Genomic DNA, 25,168 nt, shown 5'->3' with positions numbered 1-25,168 from the left:
CAACTTTCAGGGAGAGCAGCCCAGCGTCGGTCGGGCGGCCGAGGCCACGCACGGGCCGCGGGTCGACAGGCTCGACCAACGACGCAGGGCTACAGCGCCCAGACCGGCGACGAGCCGGGCACCTCGGCCACCTGCCGTGCCGTCGCGAGGTCGAACACCAGGGTGCGCGCATGATCGGACGCACCCGACGACAGGTCGGCCACCGGGGCATCCGGGTCGAGCAGCACCGCCCAGGCGAACTGGCCGTTGGGCGAGAGCCCGCTGTTCGACAATTGGCCGTCAGCGGGGCCGAGCACCAGCAGTTCGGTGGATTGTCCGCCGGCCAGGTGGGTCAGCCGGGTGGTGAGCTCGCTGGTGTTGCCCGTGCGAGTGAACTGATTGAACTCGACCAGATAGTCGTCGGGGGCCCGAAAATTGCGCCGCCCGGCAAAGACGTCGCTGCTCGGCTCCTCGGTGTTGGGCACCTCGGTGGTCTTGCCGGCTGAGAGGTCGAGCAGCAGTTGCTTACCCCCGGCCTGCGCGAGCAGGGTGGTGCTGCCGGGCAGAAACCCCACGAACTGCGCCACGCTGCCGAGCGCCACCGGAGCGGTGTCGCCGTCGAGATAGATCAGGAACGCCTTCTCTTGGGGGGTGATCACCACCACGGCATTCACACCGGGCACGAACAGCCACTCCTGCACCGACAGCGCGCCGCCGAAGGCGTCCACCCGCCGTGGGGCGGCGGTCAGGTCAGCGGCATCGGCGATGAACAGCGCGCCCTCGTAGCGGTTCTGGGTGTCGTCGTCGACTCCGGTGGCGAGGTAGCCGAAGCGGGTGCCGTCCGGCGCCGCCTCGAGTTCGGTGAGCAGCGGCACCTGAGGCGTTGCAACCGGAGCAGACGCGCCATCGGAGCGGGTGGTCGCGATCAACTGTGATGTGTCGAGGCTGGGGTGGCTGAGCGCGATCAGATGCTGGCGGGTGGCGACGAAGGTTTCGATGCCGGGCCCCGAGAGCACCGTGCGCCGGTCGGCACCGGTGACGACGGTGTCGTCGGCGGCCGGTTCGTCACGATGGGCGATCAGCGAGTACATCGTGACCGGCGGGGTGACGAACCGGTACGACCAGTCGGCGGTGGTGCTGGTGTATTCGCTGCGCACCCCCGCGACGGTGACGGTGTAGTCGGTGGCGTAGCCGAGCGGGGCGCCGAAGGTGATCGTGAGGGTCTGGTCGCGGGTGCCGAGGGTGTACGGCGCGGCCGGAGTGATGCTCACCTGATCGGCGCGCACCTCGGCGATCGGCAGCCGCGAGCGCAGCACCAAGCGCGCTCCGGCAGCCCCCACGGCCCGGTCGGCGGCGAAGGTCGCCTCGGACAGGTCGGGGCCGCGCAGCAGTCCGCCGACGCCGACGCCGGCGGCCAGCAGCGCCAACACCACGCAGAGCGCGAGTCCGAACCGCCAGAACCGTCGCTGAGCGGCGCCGCCGGGTGTGGCGGGCGACACCGCTCGCCGGGGCGGCATCTCAGCGCTCCCCTGTGTTCGGCCGGAGTCCGATTCAGTACTCATAGGGCTGGTCGGGTTGGTCGATGGGGGTGATCTCGGCAGGCTGCAGCATCAGCACCGCCTCGCCCGGGGCGTTCTGGGCGGGCACCATGCGTCCGGTGATCCGCACCCACTGATCGGCCTTGTGCTGGTCGGCCCAATCGGGCAGCGCCACCGGCACGGCGACCGGACGGGCGTCGACGGTGCAGCAGGTGACGACGAACCGGGCTAGATAGAACACGTCGACGTCATCCCCGTCGACCGGGGTGACGAAGCCGGTCAGCGTCACCTGCTGACCGGCGTAGGCGGCGACGCTGCCGGGGTCGTCGACCAGAGCGGCCCAGTCGCGCAGCGTGAAGCTGGACGGGTCGGCGCCGGCCAGCCGGGTGATCTCGGCCGGGTCGACACCCGCGGCCGGCGAGCGGTTCTGGGCAGTGGACGAGCTAAGCGTGGCCGGCGGCACCACGAACAGGGCCAGCACCATGGCGATGGCGGCCGCTGCCGCCCCCCAGGCGCGTCCGCGGCCGCCGGAGCGGGCACGCACGGCCCAGGCGGCCAGGCAGGCGATGATGCCGAACCCCGCCATGACCAGGGTGAACAGGTTGTAGCGCGGGTGAATGTAGAGGCTGAGCTGGCCGGTGGCGCCGAGCCAGCAGATGCCCACAGCACCGATCAGGCCGAGCAACAGCCCCCACGAGAATCCTGCGGCTCTGGGCTCGTCGCCGTGAAGGTGCGGGGCGTGCACGGACGAGTCGTGGGCGTGCAGGTGCGGGTCAGAAGACAAGGTTCAACCCCAATCCGATGACGAGGGTGCACAGGCCGACCACGGCGGCGATCAGCGCAAGCGTGCGGGTGGTGAACGTGGTGCGCAGCAGTGCCAGCATTTTGATGTCGATCATGGCCCCGAAGATCAGAAAGGCCACGATGCCGCCGGGGGCGAAGGTGGCGCTCAGCGCCAGAATGAAGAAGGCGTCGACGTTGGAGCACACCGACACGACGAACGCCAGGGCCATCAGCACCCCGACCGAGACCACCGGGTTGCCGCCGATGCTGACCAGCCAGTCGCGTGGCACGCCCACCTGAATCGCCCCGGCGATGAACGATCCCGCCACCAGCGCGGGAATCATCGCCGCCGTCTCGGCTGCGAAGCCGTCGGCGCTGCGTTGCCAGCGTCCGTGCTGCTGCTCGTGGGGGTCGTGGCAGGCAGCCTCGAAGCTGGGCGTGAGCAGGGTGCCGGGCTCGGGGTGCCGGGCGAACAGCCAGCCCAGCAGGTTGGCGATCGCGAAGGCGCCGACGATGCGCGCGACCAGAATGCCGTTGTCGAAACCGAAGGCCTGGTAGGTGGTGATGATGGTCACCGGGTTGAGAATCGGCGCTGCCATCAAGAACGTGATCGCCTCGCCCACCCCCAGTCCGCGCAGCATCAGCCCTCGCGCCATGGGCACGTTGCCGCATTCGCACACCGGAAACACCACACCCAGCACCGAGAGCACCAGGCGCCGCAGCACCGGGTTGCGCGGCAGCCAGCCCCAGACCCGATCGGGCAGCCAGATCTGCACCACGATCGAGATCGCGATGCCCACAAACACGAACGGCAACGACTCGACCAACACGCTGACCGAGAGCGTGACGAAGTCTCGGCCCGCGGTGGGCAGCCATGAGGTCCAGGCGGGGTCGGCGGCGATCCGCAGCCCGACCAGGGCCGCGACGACCACCAGCCCGATGCCGAGGCGTCCGGCCAGCACCCGGGGCGATAGCGGCTCCGGACGCGGGCGCGCCGACGTGCCGGCGCTGGTCGCGAGCGGGGTCGGCACCCGTTCAGGCTAGCCGCACTGTGCCCGCGAGCTCAGCCGGCGGTCACTCAGCACTGCTGCCCTCTGTCGCGGAGGTGGCGCGACCTCATAGCATGGGCGCCACTTCGGCGAAGGGGATCGGCAGGTGGCGAGCGGCGGCATCACCCATCAGCTACCGGCGCGGTGAAACGGCCTGGCCCGCCCGGCAACTGTACGAGGTGCTGGTCGCCCGGTTCGGCGCCGGCTCGGTGTTCAAGGACGTCGACGCCATCGAACCCGGCGAGGACTTCGTCGAACGCATCACCGAGGCGGTGGCCGGGTGCGACGTGCTGCTGGCCCTGATCGGACCGCACTGGCTCACCATGACCGACGCCACGGGTGCGCGCCGGCTGGACGATCCGGACGACTTCGTGCGGCTCGAGCTCGCGGCGGCACTGACCCGGGGGTGCGGGTGGTGCCGATCCTGGTGGACGACGCCACGATGCCCCGGGCCGACGAGTTGCCGCCCGACCTGGCGGCGATCACCCGACGCCAGGCGGTGGAGATCAATCCGGTCGGCTTCAACACCGAGCGGCTGCTGACGACGTTGGGCACGCTGCTGGCCAAGCCGTCGGCCAAGACTGCGACAGCCGACCCGGACGACCCGGTCACGGCCACCGACACCGTTCCGGCGACCCCACAGACCCCACCCCTCGACCCGGCCACGCCGACCGATTCCGGGGGGCCCGCCAACACGCCGGACCAGACCGCACCGCCGTCCGAGGCCAGCCCAACGGGCGGGACTGCACCGCCGTCCGAAGCGAGCCCAACCGACCGGACCCCACCGCGTTCCGAGTCGGGCGATCAGAGGCCACCGGGGCCGAACCGGCGCCTCCCGATGCTGATCGGAGCAGGCGCCACCGCGGTCGCCCTGGTCGCCGGCGCCCTGGTCTGGCACCCCTGGGCCGGCCAGGGCGCGGCCGGCGGCTCAACGTCACCGTCCGGCGCGATCAGCACGTCGTCGAGCACCGGCCACCGACACGCCCGGCGTCACGTCGTCCGAGGTGCCGGCAGACCTGCCGAACCCCCCGATACTGGCTCACCGCGGGGGCTTCGAACGACACCAGCTCGAGACCCTGCAGGCCATGGAGGACGCCGCGCGACGCGGTTTCGCCATCGAGACCGACGTGCGCTACACCTCCGACGGCGTGGCCGTGCTGGTGCACGACGAGGCCGCCACCAAGGGCCTCGACTGCGGCGACAAAGAGGTGCAGGTGTCGAAGACCACCTGGGCCGACCTGCGCGAACAGTGCCGCAGCAAGCCCGTCGCAGGCGACGACAAGCGCTACCAGATACCCACCCTCGACGCCACGCTTGAAGCGATCGCGGCCGCCAGCCCGACGGCGTGGGCGTTTCTCGAGATCAAGACCGACGAGAGCGAAGCCAAACTGAAGGCGCTGCTCGCCACCCCGGCCAAGTACGGGTTGAGCGAGCGCACGGTGTGGACGGCCTTCAGCCGCGACCGGCTGGCCCGAACGGCCACCGTCGACAAGGACTCGCGGCGCATGCTGTTCGTCAGCAAGCAGGTGGTGAAGGCCTCCACCATCGCCAAGGACGGCCTGCGGGGCGTAGCGGTCGAGCACTCCATCGCGAGTGCCGAGTACGTCAAGAGCCTGCAGGCGGCCGGGCTGCGGGTGGTGCTGTGGACGGTGAACGACGCCGCCGCCTGGGCCGAGGTGACAACGTGGGGCGCGGAACTGCTGATGACCGACACGCCCGAGAAGTATCAACAGTGGCTCGCCAACCGCTGAGCTGACCTTCGAGCGGAAACAGAGAGCCGTGGTTTGCTCATGCGGACCACGAAGTTGTCATTGTCCATTTGTCGAGTGCTGCTGTGACAATCCATCGACGCACCGCCCTCGCATCCGCAGTGTCAGCTTGAGGAACTGACGTTCTGCATGGAACTACGTCCCGGCGGGCCGGGGTCCTTCCGTCGAAAGGGACGTCCGATGGTCGCGCGGTGCGGGGAACTTCGAGGTTTTTCGGCGATATCGGGACGAGCTGAGCGAGGCGAGAGGCGATCCGGGCAAACCTCTTGTGGTTGCCGCGGCGGCGATGGTCCAATGATCGACCATGAACCGACTCGTGAGCATCCTCACTCAAGCAAGCGCGTGGCTGCGGGCACGTACCCGATCAATCGCGCCGGTGCCGCCCGGCCAGCTCCCCGACGTCGCCGCGGTCATCGCCCGGCTACGCGAGCTGCAGGGCCAGTTCGCCCCTGACGACGGGGTTGGGGCGTTCAATCGGATGTACCTGCAGGTGACCGAGCTCGTCGGCGAGCGGATCGAGGACGGCTTCTTCGCTGACCCGGTGTTCCTCGCCCGTCTCGACGTCGTCTTCGCGGGGCTCTATCTCGACGCGGTGGACGGGCGGCCGGCCAACGCCGCCGACCCTTGTTGGCAGCCGCTGCTGGAGTCCCGCGGCAACCATCTCGCCTCCATTCAGTTCGCCATCGCGGGGATGAACGCGCACATCAACCACGACCTCGCAGTCGCGCTGGTGCGCACCTGCCGCCAGCTTGGGCTGAGCCCGAGCAGCCCGGGGGTCAAGGCGGACTACGACAAGGTCACCCAGTTGCTTGCCGAGGTTCACGAGCAGGTGCGCCAGTCCTTTCTCGACGGGCTGGCGTTGCGCGTCGACCAGGAGGTCGCGCCGCTGCTCACCCTCGTCGGCGCATGGAGCATCGGCCGCGCCCGAGACGCCGCCTGGGTCAGCGCCAGCGTGCTCTGGGAGCTGGGCCGCGACCCCGGGCTCGCCGAGGAGTTCCGGCGCAATCTCTCCCGCTCGGTCGGCCTCGCCTCCCGCACCCTACTCACGCCGGTGGCCGTCCCGACGCCGGCGTGACCACTGACGGTGACTCATTTGCCGCGTCGGTCTGGGCCGGGAGCCTTGCGTTCAGCAACAGCACGCCGAGAAGGAGGTCCGAGCTGAGTGCCACCGTTCAGCGCGGCGTCTTCGGGCAGACCATCCCCTACGACACACCAGAGTCACTGGACGATCGATCGATGACCGCCGGAACGGCAGGCGCATCTGGCCTCGGTATGCCTCGAACTCCGGCCCCATGTTGCGCAAATCTTGAGCAAGACCGCTGCAGACTGGGCTGACTCTCACTGAAGTACCTAGTGGCACGTAGATGAAGTAGACTTACGGTTTTGTTGGATTCCTGACAGCTGACGCATTTCCCTTAGCCAGCTAGGGGCAGCACTACCAATCAAAGGTCTCCGACTTCCAGCCTGAATGACATTCCGCCAGGTGCGCTGTCGTTGTAGTACAAACGACTACCAGTCTAGTCAAAGTGGCCCTGTTGGGCCGCCCGTTCCGGGCTGAGAATGGTGGTGCGGCCGCCCGGTGACGCCGTTGTTCCTATGGTCCCTTGAGGCCGTCGTCTAGCCGGGTGGGGGAACCGCGTGGTGGGCCTTTCAATGCTGCCGATCCAGTCCACCAGAAGGGGTCGGCTGGTGTGAGCGCGAGGACTAGATTCGCTGTTTGCCCTGGCGGTTCCCCCGGGCGGTCGCTTCTACCAGGAGTCGATCGTGAGGAGGATCGAGGTGTTCGCGGAATCTGAAGACGATGAGCAGATCATCGAACGTGTCGCAGCGTTGGACATCGGCAAGGCCGAGGTCGTGTGTTGCGTTCGCTTGCCGGCACCGGCGGGCAAGGTGAGGCGGGTCCAGGAGGTGACCACGCACTCGGCCATGGTTGGCTCGTTGAGCGACTTGGCGAACCGGTTGGTGGACTTGGGGGTCGAGCGGGTGGTGATGGAAGCGACCAGTGACTACTGGCGCCCGCCGTTCTATCTGTTCGAAGCCCACGGGCTGCAGCCGTGGTTAGTCAATGCCAAGGACGTGCGGCATTTACCTGGACGGCCGAAGACTGACGTGCTGGACGCGGCGTGGTTGTGCAAGGTCGCCGAACGTCAGATGCTGCGCCCCAGCTTCGTGCCCCCAGCCGATATCCGTCGGCTGCGGGGCCTGACTCGTGACCGGGTCGATCTGGTCAACGCCCGCAACGCGACGAAGAACCGGGTCGAGAAACTCCTGGAAGAGGCCTGCATCAAGCTGTCGGTCATCGCTTCTGACATCCACGGCGTCTCAGGTCGAGCGATGATGGACGCGATGATCGCCGGGGAACGTAATCCCAAGGTCCTCGCGGACCTGGCCAGGTCGCGGATGCGGTCCAAGATTCACCTGCTTGAGGATGCGTTCGCCGGACTCAAGGTCGGAACCTTCGATGACTCTCACCGGTTCCGACTGAAGATGATGCTGGAACGGATCGACCGCGACAACGCTGACATCGCTGCCATGGAGGCACAGATCGAGGTGTTGTTGGCCCCTTTCGGTGACGCGGTCGCCCGGCTGGACGAGATCCCCGGGGTCGGCCCGAAAGCGGCCGCGGTCATCATCGCCGAGGTCGGCCTCGACATGTCCCGGTTCCCCACCCCCGGTCACCTGGCCTCATGGGCCAGGTTCGCGCCCGGGATCAAGTCGTCGGCGGGCAAGTCGAAAGGCAACGGAACGACCGGGCACGGCAACCGGTACCTCGCCCGCGTGATCGGCGAGGCCGCCTTGTCCGCAGGCAAGACTGATACCTTCCTCGGAGCCCGCTACCGGCGCATCGCTCGCCGACGCGGGAAGAAGAAAGCCATGGTCGCGGTCGGCCGCTCGATCCTGACCATCGTGTGGCACCTCCTAGCCGACCCCGACGCCCAGTTCCACGACCTCGGCCCCGACCACTACGACAAACGCGTCTCGACCACCGCCAAACGCCGCAGCCACATCCGAGGCCTCGAAGCACTCGGCTACAACGTCACCCTGCAACCCGCCGCCTGACCCACCTCACGCCTACCCGGCTCCGCCGGGTGCTGGCGCGCGCGTGGCCGAGTTCATTCTCGGACTAGTTATCGAAACGCTGGAGCGACAATCACTCTTTCAACGAACCTGGCCGCGTCGGTCCAGTTTGGTATCGACTTTCCGGCTTGTTGGGCTTGGCGTCGTGACGCCGATGCAATTTGACACAGGAGCGGCATGTGATACTTGAGAGGCATCCCGATAGCAGCACTCAACTCAGGCACGTCCAGCCTACCGAGGCTCGCTAGATAGTGGATTCGAATGAGGAATCCGATGTAGGCTTCAATATGTTGATGCTCATTCATATCCTTGTATAGGTCCCCTTGGTACGAGTTTCCGCCTCCAGGGAACCAGTAGCCGCGCGCCAAGTCTTCGATCGAGACCTGATCGTCGTCATGCTTTCGTCGCGTTCGAGAAACCGAAATTCGGTGCGCCAGAAACTCATCTGAGAAGAACTCCGTTACGAGCCTTGTCGTTGATTCTCGACGTTCGGCACGACGGGCGAGATACCAGGATGTGGCAAGACCGAGCACGGCGCCGACCACGACCCCGATTACAGCGTTTAAAAGTTCCACGGTTGCTCACTCAATTCTATTGACGTCCGGATCCTGACAGGTGTTTCTGGCACAGACTGTCGAGGATGTTGAGTAGCCTACGTCAGCACTGCGCTGTTCGGCGGCATATCGATCGGTATCGGCGGATAGCAAGCGGAGTTCGTGCAACTCGACCCTGGCGCGGGCACCGGCGACACCGCTGATAGTCGGTAGAGTCTCGGACTGAGATATTCCGAGTGAGCGGCCGCGCACCGCTCCAGTTCCGAGTCACGCCTTTGGTCTGTGCGCTGGATGACATGACTGCTCCCAAAGTCAACTGGGAAGGGCGCCGCGGATTTGGAACGACACTCACGATGGGGACGCCGAGTTGCCGAAGCGTCGTCGATCATCCGGTCCGCGCCCTTGAAAGGGTCAGTCATGTCTTCGGCGCCACTATCACTTCCCGCGGGGTCCGGTAGCCGAAGGAGCACGTGCAGCATTGCGCTAGTCCCGGCCGCTCAGTGTTGGCCGCGAGATCACGTCGCTCACCAGCCCGGATAGGGGAGATGCTCCGGCCTGTTGCCGACCCCGGCCCGGATAGGGAGCGCGGCCGGTTCGAGCCGGAGACAGCCTGGGACCAACACCCGGACGGCGTGCCAGCCGCTGTGCCGCAGCGGCGGCGGGGTGAGAGTGACGACATGGACTGGTACACCGCGGTGCACCAGTTCGGCGACCCCGGGCCAGGACGGTGGTCGGGCAGGCGGCGGATCGCCCAGCCGGGTGTGGAGCCGGCGCTGCAGGCGCGGGTCGAGCCCGACCTGCAGGTGTGCCATCGCGTCGGTGAGCGCGGGACGGGCTGGGATCGCGGTCCCGGACGACCGTGTCGGCGCGCAGTTGAGGTAGTCGCGTCGAGGGCGATGCTCCAGCAAGCCCGGGGCGGTCCCGGCGCCCAGCGCCGCCGAGTGCCGGATCAGCCCGTCTGGGTCCAGCAGGTCGCGGGCCGAGGCGAGTTGCAGCAGGGCCTCGGCGGCTGCCTTCATCGCAGCCTCGATTGGGTCGCCCGCGGCATGACCGAGGGTGGTGATCGCCCGCTCCCGATCGCGCACGACGGCCAGCACCACGGGCACCTCGAAGCGGGAGGGCAGCAGCCGTAGTTCGAGCTCGAGCATCGCATCGCCCCAGGCGTCCCGCAGCCGGGCCGGTACCGCGAGCGCCGGAGGCGCAGGGGCGTCGCAGCTGCGCCACCAGCGGGCGACGGCGTCCAAGCTGAGTACGTGTCGCAGGCCCGCGCTCACCGCGGCCGGGACCGTCCTGGCGGCGGCGGCGCCGGCCAGGTTGTGGTAGCCGAGCACCGGTTGGTCGGGCAGCGCCGGCGGGTCGGAATAGGTGTGGGTGAAGGCGATTGGTGCCCAGACCGGCCTGGGCTGGCTTAGTCGTCGGGCAGGCACCCACCACTGCTCCTGGTCGCCGCGGATGGGCGGCAGCGGCGAGTCGGGGTGGGCACCGAGCGCCGGGTCGGCGACCGTCAGGAGCGCCGGGTCCAGGACGCGGACGCCGGCGGCGCGCAGTTCCTCCGGGCTCCCCCGCCGGGCGATCGTCGCCCGGCACCATGGTCCGGCAAGGTGCGCGACCGCCGAGGCCACCGCCCGTTCGCGCAGCTCACCGTCTGCGCAGCTGGGGGTCACGAGCAGGGCGGCGGGCGCGAGCCGGTCGGCCTGCCATTCGGGCCAGTTCAGCTCGGTTCGGGGCAGCGTCGCGTGCAGGTGCCGGAAGGTGCTCGGAAACCCGGGTTCGGGCGGGCGGTCGCTGATCCGTCTACAGATGCCTGTGATCGGGTCGAGGTCGGGCCAGGGCGCAATCCGGTGCTGGGTCACGGCACCGTCGCCGTTGCGCAGCATCCACCCCCGCTCCAGGTCGTCGACGGCCTCGGCGAGCCGCTCGATCCGCACGTCCTGCAGCGTGGGGAGTCCGATCCGCAGCGAGGGCGACTCCCAAGTCTGCGCCACCGCGCGATCCGAGGCGCCGGTGCGCAGCACCGCCATCGCGGCGTCCACGTCGTCGCCGCGGGCGGCGTACCAGGCTCCGCCGTACCACCAGACCGCCGGGCAGGTGCGTCGACGCGGCTGGCCGGGCAGCAGGATCTCCGCGTGCGGCCCTGGGGGCTCCGCCGAGGGTGGCGCCCAGTCGACCGGGTCGTCGACGACCTCGGCGAGGGCTTTGCGCAGCGTCTCCCGGGCGGTCGACGAAGCGAGTCGTGCTGCCGGCAGGTCGATGGCGAACCGGGTGTCGGCGGTGGTCGCCAGCAACCCTCCGTCGGCCGCCGCGGCGAGATGGAGGTGGGTCATGCGTGCGGCAGCGGGAAGTAGTTGAGTTCCTGCTCTGGCAGTGGCGTCGCGCGCCAGCCCAGCTCGACGGCGAGGTTCTGGACCCGGCCGCGGCCCAGGAACGGGAAGGCCGCGGGCGCGTTGCCGACGGTGCCCGGAACGATCACCCGAACGACCCGCAGCCCGGTGCTGGCCACGTCCGGGGAGGTGATGTCGACGACGATCACCTCCAGCCCGAGTGCCTCGATCCGCTGCCGGTAGGCGTCCACCGTGCGCTCCGGCACCGACGGCACCTCGGCCGCCGTCCGCGTGGCCGGACGCTCAACCAGGTGCCGCACCTGCTCGATGGCCCGCGGGTCGAGGTAGACCTGTTGCTGCACCATCAGGTCGTCGCAGTCGTGCATGTCGGGACGGAAGTCGTCCAGGTAACGGCGATCGGCGCGCCACGGCTTGAACGATCGTCCGTTCAGTTCTCCGCGTCGCATCGCCGCCCAGTGCCGGCCGTCGGCGGGCAGCAGGTCACGGGCACCCTCCTGCAACGTAAGCGACTCGGTCCAGGCCTTCAATGAGGCCGCCACGATGCCCGGACGCGCCGAGAAACCGATCGTGAGCAGGCGCTCGGCATCGTGGGCGAGCACACCGGCGGCCACCGGGACGCCGAACTCGTTCTCCAGCGGAATCACCGAAGGACGCTGCCCGGAGTCCGGAGCCAACTCCTGCCAGGGTGCCAGCAGCTCGGTGGTGAGCCGCAGCGCCGGCAGCGGCTGGGCGTTCAGCCACCAGACCATGGTGGCGTGCCGCTCGATCACCTCCTCCAGTGCGCTGCAGACGGCGTAGTCCAGGGTCGGTCCGGCGGCGATCCCGGCGAAGGGACAGAAGTTGGTCACCGCGGCGCCGGCGTGACCGGCGGTGAACCAGTTCACGTACACCATCGACGCCGGCACCCAGACGTCCTCACCGCGGGTCAGCGACCTGCCGGGCACCCAATGCACCGGCAGGTCGGCGGTGAGTTCTACGAATGGGAAGCCGGGGGCCGCGTACTGGTCGGCTGAGTACAGCACCAAGTCGCGCGGATCGAGCAGCCGACCGATCGGACGTCGCGACAGCGCGGCCCATGACCCGTGCTCGATCGGCAGGGTGTCCAGGATGTTGCCGCAATAGCGTTCGGCGGCTTCCCCGATAGCGGCGGCGCGAGCGGCGTCAGGGTCGCCGAAGGAACTGCCTTGGCACGAGGTGTTGTTGGCCCAGCGGGAAACCCGGCGCAGCGTGCAGACGTCCGCCTGCACGGTCTGCAGCGAGGCTGGCACGCTGGGGTGGTGGGTGATCCGGCGGGTGCGCAGGATCAGGCCTGTCTCCGGGTCGATCAGATCCTCCGGACGGTGCGTCCGCGGCCGCGCGGTGCTGCCGGGCAACGGCAGCACCGGGTGCTGCCGCACCTGGCCGGACTGGACCTCGATGGCCAGGTCGCCGGCCCGGAAGCCCGGGTCGGCAAGCCGGCACACCACTTGGTCGAAGAGCCCGGCCAGCCGGTCGGGGTCGGCGCCGCTGTCGCTGGTCAGCGACGGACGTCCCAGTGCCTGGTGGCTCTCCGGGTCGTCGGCGGCGGCCAGCCGACGGGCCGCCAGATCTTCGTAGCCGGCGCCGTGGCCGGGCGTCACGAAGGGACCGAGCCAGATCCGGGAGCAGTGCAGGGTCAACGGCACCCAGCCGACCCGGGCGTCCGAGCAGAGCCGGTCGAGGGCGATCAGACCGGTCTCGTCGCCGCCGCGAACGGCGTGCAGCAGCGTCGCACCACTGGCGAACGCCTGATGGACGGCGGTGCGCGGGTCCGGGTCGGCCGCGACCCAGCCCGCTGCGCCGAGCCGTCCCGCGGCGGCCAGCAGTTCGGCCACGACGTCCGTGTCACCGCCCACCAGGACACCGTCCAGCCCGGCGACGGACGTCCCTGCGCCGGACGCCTCGGCGGCGGCGCCGACCGCCTCAGGCTGCTCGTCGAACGCGCCGTCCGCGGTCAGCACCCGCTCCAGGTCGGCGGCGGCCGCCTGCCAGCCGGCGGGAAGCAGCGGCGACGGCCGCTCGGGCGCGGCGATGGCGTCCAGCAGCCGCAGCACGTCGGTGCCCGCCAGGTCGACTGTGTAATGCCGTCCCCGTGGCGTGCTGATCAGCGTCCGGTTGCCGCGTAGCGGGCGCACCTCGACGCGAATCTTCCGGACGGGGGCGGGAGTGAGGGTCATGGCTGTTCCAAACCGGTAGGGGGAGCTGACGAGTGGCGGGAGAATGAGGGACGGGTCCGCTGCCGGTGTCCGCGGCAGCGGACCCGCCATTCTTGGGCCGGGCCATCCGCGCCGTGGCCCTCGGTCCTACCTCAGTTGGCCCACGCGAACGCGGTGGACACGTGGCCATGGTTGTGCGAGTTCGGCGCCAGGATCTTGTCCTGCGCCTGCTGGGTGGCCACCTCCTTGATGGTGATCTGCATCGGTTTGCACCTCCTTTCCGGATGTCGGGGGTGGAACCGGGGCCGGACGGACCCGGTCGGATCAGGCATACCGGGTCAGGATTGTCTCCGGGTTGGCGAGCAGGTCGGCGTACGCGCCGGACGTCGCCAGCAGGTCGTCGTGGACGCCGTCGGCGACCACCCGTCCGGCGTCCAGCAGCACCACCCGGTCGGCGGAGCGGATGGTCGAGGCCCGATGCGCGATCAGGATCGTCGTCCGGCCCCGGCGCAGTTCCCGGACGGCGGCGTTCAGCTCCGCCTCGGCCAGCGCGTCCAGGTGGGCGACCGGCTCGTCCAGAATCAGCACGGCGGGATCGAGCAGCAGCGCCCGGGCGATCGACAGCCGCTGCAGCTGGCCGCCGGACAGCGTGGCGCCGCCCTCGCCGATCGGCGTGTCCAGCCCGTCGGGGAGGGCGTCGAGCAGCTCGCCGAGGGCCGCCTGGCGCAACGCGGCGATCATCGCGGCGTCGGTGGCGTCCGGCCCGGCCAGGGCCAGGTTGCTGCGCAGCGTGCCGCGCATGGCGTAGGCGGTCTGCGGGACCAGCACCACCCGGCGCCGGACCTGGCTGGAGTCGACGGTGCGCAGGTCGCTGGCCGCCCAGCCGGACGGTCCCGCGGGTCGGGTCGGCGAACCGGACCAGCAGGTGCGCCAGCGTCGACTTGCCGGCGCCGCTCGCCCCGACCAGCGCGAGCGTCTGGCCCTCCGGGACGGCCAGGTCGATGCCGTGCAGCACCGTGGCCTCCCCGTAGCCGGCGTCGACCCCGCGCAGTTCGAGCGTGCCGCGGCCGTCGAACGGCTCGGCGGACGCCGCGGCGTCGTCGACCGGGGATGGTGCCCGGGAGACGTCGTGGACGCGGCGGGCCGCCGCGGCCAGTTCGCCCAGCCGCTGCCACATCGCGAAGACGCCGGCGACTGGCGCGAAGGTGTGGAAGACCAGCACGACGGCGACCGGCACCACCTCTGCGGGCAGCTCACCGGCCCGCACCTGGCCGCCGAGCACGGCGAGCATGCCGAGGTGGGCGGCGGCGATCACGCCGTCGGCCAGCGCCGATTCGGCCCCGGCCCGCAGGTTGAAGGTGCGGCGGCGGCGCTGCAGTGCCTCGGTGCGGCGCACCACCCGGGCGATCTGCCGTCCCATCGCGCTCAGTGTGAGCAGGTCACGCAGGCCTTGGGCGCCCTCCAGCGTCTCGGCCTTCAGCGCCGAGAGCTCGGCCCGGATCGCCTCGCCCTGCCGGGCCTGCAGCGGCGCCAGCAGCCACAGCGGCACCAGTAGCACGAGCAGCCCGGCCAGCAGCATCAGTGCCGGCGGGCCGACCAGCGCGACGCTCACACCGGTGAGCACCAGCGGTGAGATCACCGCGGCCAGCGAGGCGCCCGCGGTGTGCGCGTAGAACCATTCCAGCTGTTCCACGTCGTTGACCGCGGCGCCGGCCACCTCCCCGGTGCGCCGGCCGGCGAGGCCGCCGGGCGCGATCCGGCCGATCGCGGCATGCACCAGCAGCCGCAGCCGGGCCAGCACCCGGTAGGCCAGGACGTGCGACCACCAGGATTCGAGCCAGGTGAGCACGCCCAGCAGTGCCACGGCGATCGCCAGGATGGCGATCCACAGCCCGATCCCATCCAGGTACTCAACGGCGATCCGCGCCGAGAGGTACGCGGTCAGCGCCGACACCGAGGCCGCGCACAGCTGCATGCCGACAATCAACGACACCGAGGCGACGAACAGCGGGCGCTGGTCGGCCAGCACTCCGCGCAGCGACAGCACGCCGTCGAGCAGCTCCCGGCTACCGCCGGGTATCCGCCGGGTCTGGGCGTCCCGGATCAGCTCGCGCGTTCACCGGGCGGTCACCGCCTCGGCGCCCTGCCGCCGCGCCATCGCGGCGAACAGCCCGTCGGCGCCCAGCAGTTCACCAGCCGACCCCTGCTCACGGACGCGGCCGTCGGCCAGCACCACGATCCGCGGCAGGTCGGTCACCGCGGCGAGCCGGTGAGCGATCACGATCAGGGTCTGCCCGGGATGGAACGCCCGCAGCCGGTCCAGTAGCGCCGCCTCCGATCGAGGGTCGAGCGCCGAGGTCGCCTCGTCCAGGACGAGCACCGGCGTCCGGCGCAGCACGGCCCGGGCGATGGCCACCCGCTGCCGCTGCCCGCCCGACAGCAGCGCGCCACGTTCGCCGACCGACCGGCTCAGCGCCGCGGTGGCGGTGCCGTCCGGGCCGAGTTGCTCCAGGCCGGTCAGCCGGATCACGGCCAGCAATGCGGCATCGTCCGCGTCCGGATCGGCGTCCAGCAGGTTCTCCCGCAGCGTCCCGTGGAACAGCACCGGGGTCTGCGGCACCACCGCGACCCGATCGACGCATTCGGCGGCGCTCAGCCCGGTGGTTGGGACGCCGCCCAGCCGCGCCTCGCCGCCCTCCGGCAGCGCGAACCGGGCCAGCAGTGCGGCCACGGTGGACTTGCCGGAACCGCTCGGCCCAACCAAGGCGATCCGCTCCCCCGCCCGGACGCGCAGGCTCACCTGGTCCAGCGCGGGTGCGTCCGCCCCCGGGTAGCGGTAGCGGACGGCGTCCAACTCGACGTCGATCGCCCGGGTGCCGGCCGCCAACGGCTCGGCCGGGCGGGACGGCTCCGGCGGCACGGGCTCGCTGAGCACGTCGAGTAGCTGCTGCCCGGCGAAGACACCCAGGTAACCGGCGTGCCAGTACCCGGAGAGCTCCCGGAACGGCCGGAACATCTCGAAGGTCAGCAGGGTGATGGCGAAGATCGCCAGCGCCGGGAGTACTCCGGCGCCGATCCGTTGCAGGCTGACCAGGATCGCCACCAAAGGTCCCAGGACGAGGGCGAACGCGCTGATTCCGGACTCGATCAGGGAGACCTTCAACTGGTTCATGGTGGCGGCCAGCAGCCGGTCGGAGGCCTGTTCGAGCTCCTGCTGCCGACGGTGGACGGCGCCGAGCGCCTTGAGTGTCGTCATCGCCTGCAGCGAGTCGACGAAATCGGCGTGCAGCTCAGAATAGGCGGCCCAATGCGAGGAACCGCGCTCGGCGAGGATCCGGTCCCACAGCCGCGGCAGCACCGGCACCAGCAGCGCGGTGGCACCGACCACCAGCGCAACTGGGACGTCGATGGCTGCCAGCAGCGCGACCCCCACGACGGTGTTCACCACGACGATGCCGACCTGCGGCAGGTAGCGGCTGTAGTAGGCGTCCATGTTCTCGACGCCGTCGACCAGCAGCGACTGCACCGTGCCGCTGCGTTCCCGGGTGAGCGGGATCGGGCCGCGCCGGGCCAGGCGGGTGAGCACTCGCTCCCGGAGGTCGACCTTGATCGCGGTCATCGCCCGCACCGCGGTCAGTTCCCGGACGATGCCGGCCAGCGGGCGGACCAGCAGCAGCACCGCCAGCAGACCGAGCCAGCCGGCCAGCCCGTCCCCTGCCGTCTCGGCGGGCGCGAACAGCAACACGAAGATCTGCGAGGTGACCAGCGCCTGCGCCAGCAGCAGCCCGGAGATCGCCAGTCCGCACAGAATGGGCCAGACCAACAGGCGCAACCGGCCACCTGGCAGCCCGAGCAACTTCAGGTGAACGGACGAACCCACCACGCCTCCTGTTCCGGCCGGCCCACGGCCCGCCGAGTCCCGCCTCGCCGAGGCCACCTTGCCACCTTTGATTGATAATGATTATCATTTACTTCTGTGTTTGTCCACACCCCATCGAGGATTCGCCCGCGCGTCGCCGGCGTCGTCCTGCTGCCTGCCCTCGGCGTGGCGCTGGCCGTGTCGATGGTGATCAGCGTGGGCGTCGGGCCGGTATTCATCCCGCCGGAAACTGTGGTGAGCGTCGTTGCCGCCAAGCTCGGAATGCTCGCCGATCCGGGCACCTGGACTGCGGCGGAGAGCAACATCGTCTGGCTCCTGCGCCTGCCCCGGGTGGTCGCCGGCGCCTTCGTCGGCGCCGCGCTCTCGGTCGCCGGCGCGGCCATTCAAGCCCTGGTCCGCAACCCGCTGGCCGACCCGTACCTGCTGGGCATCTCGTCCGGAGCCTCGGCCGGCGCCGCCACTCAGATCCTGTTCGTGGCCTCCGCGGCCGGCGCGGCCGCTCTGGCCGGGAGCGCCTTCCTCGGCGCCCTGCTGGCGATCGCCCTGGTCTTCGCGCTGGCCCGGATCGGTGGCCGGTTGGTGCCCAGCCGGCTGGTCTTCGCCGGCATCGCGGTCGGCTTCGCGCTCGGCGCCCTGACCAACCTGCTGGTCTTCCTCTCCAACTCCCGCGACGGCATCCGGGCCGTGCTGTTTTGGATGCTCGGCTCGCTGGGCCAGTCCCGCTGGGACACCCTGGGCCTGCTCTGCCTGAGCACGCTAGTCACCTTCGTGCTGCTGCTCGGCTGGTCGCGCCGGCTCGACGCAATCGCGCTGGGCGACGACACCGCCCGGGCACTGGGCACCCACCCGATCCGGTTCCGCGCGCTCGCCACCGCCACCGTCGCCCTCTGCGTCGCCGTGGCCGTGTCGGTCTCCGGCGCGATCGGCTTCGTCGGCCTGGTGGTCCCCCACGTCGCCCGACGGCTGGTCGGCGCGCCGCACCGGCTGGTGCTGCCGGCGTCCGCGTTGATCGGCGCCCTGGTGCTGATCTGGTCGGACGCGCTGGCCCGCACCGCGTTCGCCCCGGCCGAGCTGCCGCTGGGCGTGCTGACCGCCCTACTCGGGACGCCCCTGCTGGTCGCCCTGGTGCACCGGATGTCCGCCGCCCGCTAGCCCCCGATTCTCCACCAAGGAAGACCTCCTCATCGAAAGGAAGCCCGTGATCACATCCACCAAGCTCGCCGCACTCGGGGCGGCGACCCTGCTCGCGCTGGCCGGCTGCTCAAACTCGGCACCCCCGGCAGCCGACCTGTCCGCGACGCCGAGCTCGGCCGCCGTCAGCTACCCGCTGACCGTCCCGGACTGCGGCAAGGAGGTCACCTTCAAGGCCGCCCCGACCAAGGTGATGACGATCGGCAGTGACGCCATAGCCCTGCTGGACGCGGCCGGAGCCGCGGACAGGATCATCGCCCGCTCGGGCGAATTCGGCGCCGAACTGCCGGGCGGACTAAGCCATCCCCCGAGCGGTGCGACCATCATTGATCCGTCCGACCCGACCACGGAGAAGATCCTCGGCAGCGGTGCCGAGACCGTGGTCGGCTACGGGTTCTTCAAGGCCGATCCGAAAACGCTCGCCGATGCCGGGATCACGCTGCTGACCATCAGCGGCGAATGCGGCCACGACGCCAACGACGAGGTGAAACCGGTCACCTTCGAGGTCATCCTCGGCGACGTGACCCGCTTCGGCCAGATCTTCGGCACCACCACCGTCGCCGAGCAGTCCGTGAGCCGGCTGAACGCCCGGATCAAGGCGGTACAGGACGGCAAGCCAGCCAGCACCCGCAGCGCGGCCGCCGTCTACTACTTCTCCTCTTCCGCGCCGATGAGCGCCTACGGCGGCGCCGGCATCCTACAGACCCAGCTAACCGTGAACGGTCTGAGCAACGTGTACGGCAACCAGCCGAAGACCTACCTCGAGGTGTCCACCGAGTCCCTACTGAAGGCCGACCCCGAGGTGATCGTGCTCGCCTACGGGCTATTCGGCGAGAGCTTCGAAACCGCGAAAAAGCGCCTGCTCGCCGAGCCGGGCGCCAAGGACCTGCGGGCGGTCAAGGCCGGCCGGATCATCCCGCTGCTGGCCAACCAGACCTCGGCATCCCCGGCCGCAATCGACGGGCTGGAGGCACTGCACCAGGCCGTGGCCGGACTCGGGAGCTGACCGGAGTGCTGCGTGGCACGGACCTACGGGTCCACTACGGCCGGACTCCCGCCCTGGCCGGGGTGAGCTGGACGGCTCACCCCGGCCGGGTGCTCGGGCTGATCGGACCCAACGGCAGCGGCAAGTCGACGCTGCTGCGCGCCGTACTGCGGGCCGTCGACTCCGCCGGGAAGCTCTGGATCGACACCGACGATCTGCGCCGGCTGTCGACCCGCGAGCTGGCCCGCCGCACCGCGGTGGTCGCCCAGCAGGAGGAGGGCGTACCGGAGATCACTGTCGCCGAACTGGTCCTGCTCGGGCGCAGCGTGCACCGCTCGGACTGGGCGAGCTACACCGACGAGGACCGCGCCATCGCCGGGGAGGCGATGACGCGCACCGGCGTCACCCAGCTGGCGGACCGCACCCTCGGCCAGCTCTCTGGCGGCGAGCGGCAACGCGTACTGATCGCCCGAGCACTGGCGCAGCGCAGCCGCTACCTGCTATTGGACGAGCCCACCAACCATCTGGACGTGCACTACCAGCACGAGGTACTGACCCTGGTCCGGCACCTGGGGTTGACCAGCGTCGTCGTCCTGCACGACCTGAACCTGGCCGCCCGCTACTGCGACGACCTGGTGCTGTTGCACGACGGCCGGGTCCGGGCCGACGGCCGGGTCGACGATGTCCTCACCCCGGAGATCCTGGAGCCGGTGTACGGGGTGCGGGTGACCCCGATCCGGGTGGACGGCGTCCTGCAGCTGGTCCTGGCGCCCAGATCCAGGGCCGACCGATCATCCCCGCCGACATGACCGGCAGCGCGGCCAGCACCAGCCAGGGCACCGCGGCTGCCGGCCGAGGCGTCGCCGCCGCACCCAGCAGGGCCCCGATGCCCACATTTCCGAGCAGCACGGCGACCCCCCCGAAGCTGGCCAGCAGCCCGAAGTACGAGCCGCTCGGCCGGACGCCGGCGAACCCGCTCACCGCGCAGAGAGCGGTGGGCAGCGCGAACAGATGGCTGAGCGCCAGCAGGGTGACCGCCACGAACATCGGCAGCAGCTCATAGCCGGGCGGCGGCGCGACCAGGGTGCAGGCCGCCAGGACGAGGAACCCGGCGGCACTCAGCAGGTAGCCGATGCGCAGCGCCGCCCAGGGCGCCAGCCGGCCGCACCAGCGCGCGATCGGCAGTTGCAGCGTCACGGTGAGGATCGACACCCAGGTGAAGACGAATCCGAGCACCAGCGGCCCCGCGCCCACCCGGCGCAGCTCGACGGGAAAGGCCAGGTAGAGCTGGTTGTAGGCCAGCAGGTCCACGCAGTGCAGCGCGGCGAAGGCCATGAAACGGCGATCCGACAAGGCAGAACGTCCGGTGCCGGGCCGGCGCGCCGGGGCGTCCGCGGCTCGGGAGTCGCCGGCTCGCGTATCGGCGGGCAGCCGCCACCCGAGCAGCAGTCCGATCACGGCGAACAGTCCGGCCCCCGAGGCGGCGACGACGGAGAAGCCCCAGCCGAACAGCAGCGCGCCCGCCAGGGGACCGATCGCGGCACCCGTCTCTCCGGCCACCGTGAGCCAGGCGAAGAGACTCGCCTTCGGCGCGGCCGGGCGCCGTCCCTGGTCGGCGCGCGCGACCAGCGTGTTCAGCGACGGCGAGAACATGGCCCCGCCGAGCCCGGTGAGGACGGTGCCGACCACGAACCAGCCCAGCGCCGGCTCCGCCGGCCACAGGGACGCCGACAGGGTGAGGAAGCCGACGGCCCGGACGCCGCAGCCCAGCAGGATGACCGCCTTCGCGCCGAGACGATCCGCCAGCAGTCCGCCGACCAGGAACATGCCCTGCTGGGCGAACGTCCGGACGCCAAGGACGACGCCGACGGCCGCCCCGCCGAGCGCGAAGTCGTCGGTCAGGATCACCGCGATGAACGGGACCACCGCGTAGAACCCGACGTTGAACAGCAATTGCGTCCCGAGCAGGGCGCCGCCGGCGATCCCGCGCCGCACCGCCGGCGGTCGGCGGGACGAGATTTGGAGACTCATAGACGCCTAATCATAATGAGATTCATTATGGGGCGACCGACATGCATCTCGCCCGAGACGACGTCCGGGCGCAGTTCGAGGAGGCGCTCACCCCAGCCGACGGACGCCCGGCCGCCGCGTCCGCGCGCCGGCTGCTCCGCTATCGCAAGCTCAGCGCGTAGGCCGCGATGACCGAACGGACGCTGCCGAAGCTGGCCACCATTCCCGGCTACCCGCGCTATCTGACCGCCCGAATCGCCGCCTGGACCGGCAACGTGATGAGCCTGGTCGCACTGCCGGTGCTGATCTACCAGTTGACCGGCAGCGCGGCGCTGACCGGCTTGCTGGCGGCGGCCGGCGCGTTGCCCTATCTGCTCCTCGGCCTGCCCGCCGGGGCCCTGGCCGACCGCTGGGACAGCCGCCGCACCATGGCCGGCTGGAGCACGGTCGCCGGAGTCGCGATGCTGTCGGTGGCGATCGCCCATGTGCTGGGCGTGATCACGGCCGCTCACGTGATCGTCACCGCCTTCGTGGTCGGAACGGCGTTCGTCTTCGCCGACGCCGCCGGCTTCGGCGCACTGCCCCGACTGGTCGGACGCACCAACGTGGGCCGCGCGACAGCGTCCCAATCGGCGATCTACACGGTGATCAGCATCGCCGGCCCGGGCGTCGCGGGTGTGCTGATCACCCTGGTCGGTCCGGCCTGGGTGGTGGGCCTGGACGGCGTCGGCTATCTGGTGGAGGCGGTGCTGATCGCCCGGCTGCCGCTGCCCCGCGTTTCCTCCGAGGCGTCCGGACGGCCCACCCTGCTGGCGGACGTCGCCGAGGGCCTGCGGTTCGTCTGGGAGCAGCATGCCATCCGGGTGCTGACCCTGGTCGGCCTCGGCCTGGCGCTGACTGCCGGCGGTGCGGTCTCGGCGCTGACCGTGGTGGTGGGCGTGGAGGCGTTCGGCTTCACCGACGACGACCCGCGGCTGGGCGTGCTGTACATGGCCGCATCGGTGGGCAGCTTCGGCGGCAGCATGCTGGTCACCCGGTTGCAGCGACGGTTCCGGGTCGGCACGATCACGCTGGCCGGGCTGGCGGTCACCGCCACCTTGGTGACGGCCCTGGCCCTGACCGGCGACTGGATCGCCGGCGTGGCGCTGCTCGCCCTGCTCAACGCGGCGATGATCGCGGTGACCCTGAACGCCATCGTGGTGCGGCAGACCCTCACGCCGATGCGGCTGCAGTCGCGGGTGAACACGACGGCCCGGATGATCTCCTGGGGCGGTTCGCCGGCGGGCACCATGCTGGGCGGCCTGATCGCCGGCGCGGGCGGCATCCGGCTCGCCCTGCTGGTCTGCGCCGCCGGGGTGCTGGCCAGCCTGCTGGCGGGGGTGGCGATGGGTGCCCGCCGGATCGACCGGCTGGACCTGCTCAGCCCGGTGGAGGACTGAACCAGGATCGCCCCGCGGCCCGCACGGTTCTCGCCGACTGGTCAGGGAACCGCTGATCGACCTGACCACCGCTGATCGACTCCTCCGTTGCCGGTCGGGCTCGTCGGAACCCGAGGTCGGCGATCTCGACGACGCCACCCAAGGGATGGATACCTCGCCGGCCGATCCGGACGCCTTCGGCCCGGCGTCCCGCGGCCGACGAATCCCGCTCAGCCCGAGCAGTCCGGGCACACGGCGGTGATGTCGACGGTGACGGTCACGTCGGTGAAGCCCCGCGCGGTCGCGGTGGCGGCGACCCGGGTCCGGGTCGATTCGGTGCTGATCGGGACGGCGACGCCGCACGAGCGGCACACCAGGTAGCTGTGGTGGCCGTCGCCGCGCAGGTGGTACGACGTCTCGCCGGTGGCGGCATGGGTGCGGTCGACCGTCCCGGCTTCGGTGAGTTCGCGCAGCGTCCGGTACACGGTGGCCAGGCTGACCGGCCGCTCCGACGCGGCCAGTTGGTCCCGGATCGTCCGCGCGGACAGGAAGTGATCAGCGGCGGCGAGCAGGGCCACGACGGCGTCCTGCTGGGGGGTGGGTTTCCGGATGGAGCTGACCATGGTGCCGACCGACGCAACCGGATGGCTAGTGCGCGGCGAGCAGCGGGCGCGCCCGGCCGTCCCGGCCCCGGCCACGACGGCGGACGACGCGGATCAGCTGGCAGACCAGGTAGATGGTGAACGAGATCGTCGTCACATAGGGACTGATCGGGATCGAACCCCCCAGTGCGAGCAGGATGCCGCCGACCGTCGAGGTGACCGCGAAGCAGACGCTGAGCAGCGGCACCAGCAGCGGCGAGGACGACACCCGCAGCGCCGCGGCGGCAGGTGTCACCAGTAGCGACAGCACCAGCAGCGCCCCGACGATCTGCACCGAGACGGCGACCGCGAGCCCCAGCAGCAGCATGAACACGATCGACAGCAGCCGGGTCGGGACGCCGCGGGCGGCCGCCACGTCGGCGTCCGTACTGGCGAACAGCAGTGGCCGCCAGATCAGCAGCAGCCCGGCCACCACGATGGCCGAGATCGTCAGCAACGCCCCGATCTGCGGGTCGTCGATGGCGACGATCTGCCCGGTGAGCAGCCCGAATTTGTTGGCCGACCGGCCCGGGTAGAGCGCGAGGCAGAGAATGCCCAGGCCGAGACCGAACGGCATGATCACCGCGGTGATCGAGTTGCGGTCGCGCGCCCGGGCGCCGAGGATGCCGAGCAGCAGCGCGGCGAGGACCGAGCCGGCCAGGGCGCCGGCGACCACGCCGATGCCCAGCAGCAGGCCTGCGGAGGCGCCGGCAAAGGACAGTTCGCTGATGCCGTGGACGGCGAACGGCATGTCCCGGGCGATCACGAACACCCCGATCAGGCCGCCGACGACGCCGAGCACGGCGCCGGCCAGGATCGAGTTGTGCAGCAGTGCCAGCAGCTCCCCGTAGTGGTCGAAGACGAACAGCTGCGACCACCAGTTCTGGTCGATCTGGGTCATGGTCGTCCGGCTTTCGTTGTGGCGTCAGGATCGCCGGCGTCCGGCACCTCGCGGTGGCCGTGGGTCGGGTGGCTGTCGGGGGCGCCGACGATCACGATCCGCCCGTGGGTGCGCAGCACGTCCACCGGCGCGCCGTAGAGGTCGCTGAGCACATCGGTGCGCATCACCTGCTCGGGCGTGCCGAGCCTTACCCGTCCGCCGGCGATGTAGAGCACCCGGTCGACGAAGCCGAGCACCGGGTTGATGTCGTGGGTGACGAACAGGACGCCGAGCCGGTGGCTCCGACGGCTGGCGTCGACCAGTTCGCTCACCGTGGCCTGGTAGGCGAGGTCGAGTGACAGCAGCGGCTCGTCACAGAGCAGCAGCCGGGGTTCGCCGGCCAGCGCCTGCCCGATCCGCAGCCGCTGTTGCTCCCCGCCCGACAGCGTGGACAACGGAGCCCGCCGGTAGCCCTCGGCATGAACGTCGCGGAGCAGCGCGTCGACGGCGGCGCGACGCCGTCGGCTGGGCAGCGGAATGCCCCATCGGTGGCCGTCCAGGCCGAGGCCGACGAGATCCTGAGCGCGCAGCGGCACCCCGTCGTCGGCGAGCTTCTGCTGCGGCACGTAGCCGATCCGGCGGTTGCCACGCCTGATCGGTTGGCCAAGGAACTCGGCGCTCCCGGCGGACAGCGGCAGTTGGCCGAGAATCGCCTTGAGCAGACTGGACTTACCGGAACCGTTCGCGCCGAGGACGGCGATGAACTCGCCCACGTGCACGTCGAGGTCCAGGCCGTCCCAGAGCACGCGGTCGCCGAAGCGCAGGCCGGCACCGCGCAGGCTCAGGACCGCCTCGCTGCCGTGGGCGGGCAGCGAGGCGGCCTGGGCCGTGAGGTCG

General features: G+C 70.5%; 18 protein-coding genes and 2 pseudogenes. 8 read left to right on the top strand and 12 right to left on the bottom strand.

What is annotated here, in order from left to right:
* Positions 1–89: 89 nt before the first annotated feature.
* The 3 genes from QM721_RS13465 to QM721_RS13455 are packed head-to-tail and all read right to left on the bottom strand — an operon-like array spanning position 90 to position 3,331.
* Positions 90–1,496 (bottom strand): hypothetical protein, encoded by a 1,407-nt coding sequence (locus tag QM721_RS13465; RefSeq protein ID WP_415122832.1) that lies wholly within the window; start codon positions 1,494–1,496, stop codon positions 90–92.
* Positions 1,497–1,530: 34 nt separating this feature from the next.
* Positions 1,531–2,301: a TIGR03943 family putative permease subunit gene (locus QM721_RS13460; RefSeq protein ID WP_415122830.1), complete on the bottom strand. Its 771-nt coding sequence runs from the start codon at positions 2,299–2,301 to the stop codon at positions 1,531–1,533.
* A complete protein-coding gene (locus tag QM721_RS13455) occupies positions 2,291–3,331 on the bottom strand; it encodes a permease (RefSeq protein ID WP_415122828.1) in 1,041 nt (346 codons plus the stop codon). Before QM721_RS13455 ends, QM721_RS13460 begins: the two co-directional genes overlap by 11 nt.
* A 92-nt stretch (positions 3,332–3,423) precedes the next feature.
* Here QM721_RS13455 and QM721_RS13450 point away from each other — a divergent pair, with 92 nt between their 5' ends.
* The 4 genes from QM721_RS13450 (at position 3,424) to QM721_RS13435 (ending at position 8,178) form a co-directional block, all read left to right on the top strand.
* Complete coding sequence (locus tag QM721_RS13450; RefSeq protein ID WP_415122826.1) at positions 3,424–3,891, top strand: toll/interleukin-1 receptor domain-containing protein; 468 nt, start codon at positions 3,424–3,426, stop codon at positions 3,889–3,891.
* A 462-nt stretch (positions 3,892–4,353) separates the two neighbouring features.
* Positions 4,354–5,100, top strand: a complete 747-nt coding sequence (locus QM721_RS13445) for a glycerophosphodiester phosphodiesterase (RefSeq protein WP_415122824.1) — start codon at positions 4,354–4,356, stop codon at positions 5,098–5,100.
* Positions 5,101–5,494: 394 nt separating this feature from the next.
* Positions 5,495–6,193, top strand: coding sequence for a DUF5995 family protein (locus tag QM721_RS13440; protein WP_415122822.1), 699 nt, complete (start codon positions 5,495–5,497; stop codon positions 6,191–6,193).
* Between the two features lie 689 nt (positions 6,194–6,882).
* The gene (locus QM721_RS13435) at positions 6,883–8,178 is read left to right on the top strand and encodes an IS110 family transposase (RefSeq protein ID WP_415122820.1); all 1,296 of its coding nucleotides are present in this window, start codon (positions 6,883–6,885) and stop codon (positions 8,176–8,178) included.
* A 1,096-nt stretch (positions 8,179–9,274) separates the two neighbouring features.
* Here QM721_RS13435 and QM721_RS13430 read toward each other — a convergent pair.
* The 5 genes and pseudogenes from QM721_RS13430 to QM721_RS13410 all read right to left on the bottom strand — a co-directional run bounded on the left by QM721_RS13430 (position 9,275) and on the right by QM721_RS13410 (position 17,146).
* The gene (locus QM721_RS13430; protein WP_415122818.1) at positions 9,275–11,074 is read right to left on the bottom strand and encodes a YcaO-like family protein; all 1,800 of its coding nucleotides are present in this window, start codon (positions 11,072–11,074) and stop codon (positions 9,275–9,277) included.
* Positions 11,071–13,287: a YcaO-like family protein gene (locus QM721_RS13425; protein ID WP_415122816.1), complete on the bottom strand. Its 2,217-nt coding sequence runs from the start codon at positions 13,285–13,287 to the stop codon at positions 11,071–11,073. Before QM721_RS13425 ends, QM721_RS13430 begins: the two co-directional genes overlap by 4 nt.
* Before the next feature lie 303 nt (positions 13,288–13,590).
* Entirely contained in the window at positions 13,591–14,097 is a 507-nt protein-coding gene (locus QM721_RS13420; RefSeq protein ID WP_415122814.1) for an ATP-binding cassette domain-containing protein, read from the bottom strand.
* 103 nt (positions 14,098–14,200) lie between these two features.
* Positions 14,201–15,241: pseudogene (locus QM721_RS13415) on the bottom strand (ABC transporter transmembrane domain-containing protein); the annotation flags it as partial.
* 141 nt (positions 15,242–15,382) lie between these two features.
* Complete coding sequence (locus tag QM721_RS13410) at positions 15,383–17,146, bottom strand: ABC transporter ATP-binding protein/permease (RefSeq protein ID WP_415122812.1); 1,764 nt, start codon at positions 17,144–17,146, stop codon at positions 15,383–15,385.
* Between the two features lie 96 nt (positions 17,147–17,242).
* On the opposite strand from QM721_RS13410, the gene QM721_RS13405 reads away from it, so the two are divergent.
* Genes QM721_RS13405 through QM721_RS13395 form a run of 3 tightly spaced genes read left to right on the top strand, consistent with a single transcriptional unit; the run spans position 17,243 to position 20,131 of the window.
* Positions 17,243–18,298, top strand: a complete 1,056-nt coding sequence (locus QM721_RS13405; protein WP_415122810.1) for a FecCD family ABC transporter permease — start codon at positions 17,243–17,245, stop codon at positions 18,296–18,298.
* 46 nt (positions 18,299–18,344) lie between these two features.
* Entirely contained in the window at positions 18,345–19,343 is a 999-nt protein-coding gene (locus tag QM721_RS13400) for an ABC transporter substrate-binding protein (RefSeq protein ID WP_415122807.1), read from the top strand.
* Between the two features lie 5 nt (positions 19,344–19,348).
* A complete protein-coding gene (locus tag QM721_RS13395; RefSeq protein WP_415122805.1) occupies positions 19,349–20,131 on the top strand; it encodes an ABC transporter ATP-binding protein in 783 nt (260 codons plus the stop codon).
* 481 nt (positions 20,132–20,612) lie between these two features.
* Here the strand turns inward: QM721_RS13395 and QM721_RS13390 are convergent.
* Positions 20,613–21,353: pseudogene (locus tag QM721_RS13390) on the bottom strand (MFS transporter); the annotation flags it as partial.
* 167 nt (positions 21,354–21,520) lie between these two features.
* Between QM721_RS13390 and QM721_RS13385 the strand changes: the two are divergent.
* Positions 21,521–22,771, top strand: a complete 1,251-nt coding sequence (locus tag QM721_RS13385; protein ID WP_415122803.1) for an MFS transporter — start codon at positions 21,521–21,523, stop codon at positions 22,769–22,771.
* A 209-nt stretch (positions 22,772–22,980) separates the two neighbouring features.
* On the opposite strand, the gene QM721_RS13380 is transcribed toward QM721_RS13385, so the two are convergent.
* From QM721_RS13380 to QM721_RS13370, 3 genes are read right to left on the bottom strand one after another with little or no spacing between them, the layout of a single operon-like run.
* Positions 22,981–23,373: a Fur family transcriptional regulator gene (locus tag QM721_RS13380; protein ID WP_415122801.1), complete on the bottom strand. Its 393-nt coding sequence runs from the start codon at positions 23,371–23,373 to the stop codon at positions 22,981–22,983.
* Between the two features lie 25 nt (positions 23,374–23,398).
* Positions 23,399–24,292: a metal ABC transporter permease gene (locus QM721_RS13375; protein ID WP_415122799.1), complete on the bottom strand. Its 894-nt coding sequence runs from the start codon at positions 24,290–24,292 to the stop codon at positions 23,399–23,401.
* Positions 24,289–25,116, bottom strand: a complete 828-nt coding sequence (locus QM721_RS13370; protein WP_415123442.1) for a metal ABC transporter ATP-binding protein — start codon at positions 25,114–25,116, stop codon at positions 24,289–24,291. The genes QM721_RS13375 and QM721_RS13370 overlap by 4 nt, the downstream gene beginning before the upstream one ends.
* Between the last annotated feature and the right edge of the window lie 52 nt (positions 25,117–25,168).

Source organism: Micropruina sp. (assembly GCF_047602085.1).
Classification (GTDB): domain Bacteria; phylum Actinomycetota; class Actinomycetes; order Propionibacteriales; family Propionibacteriaceae; genus Micropruina.
The sequence above is the reverse complement of the archived record's forward strand: the minus strand, read 5'-3'. Positions and strand labels throughout refer to the sequence as shown.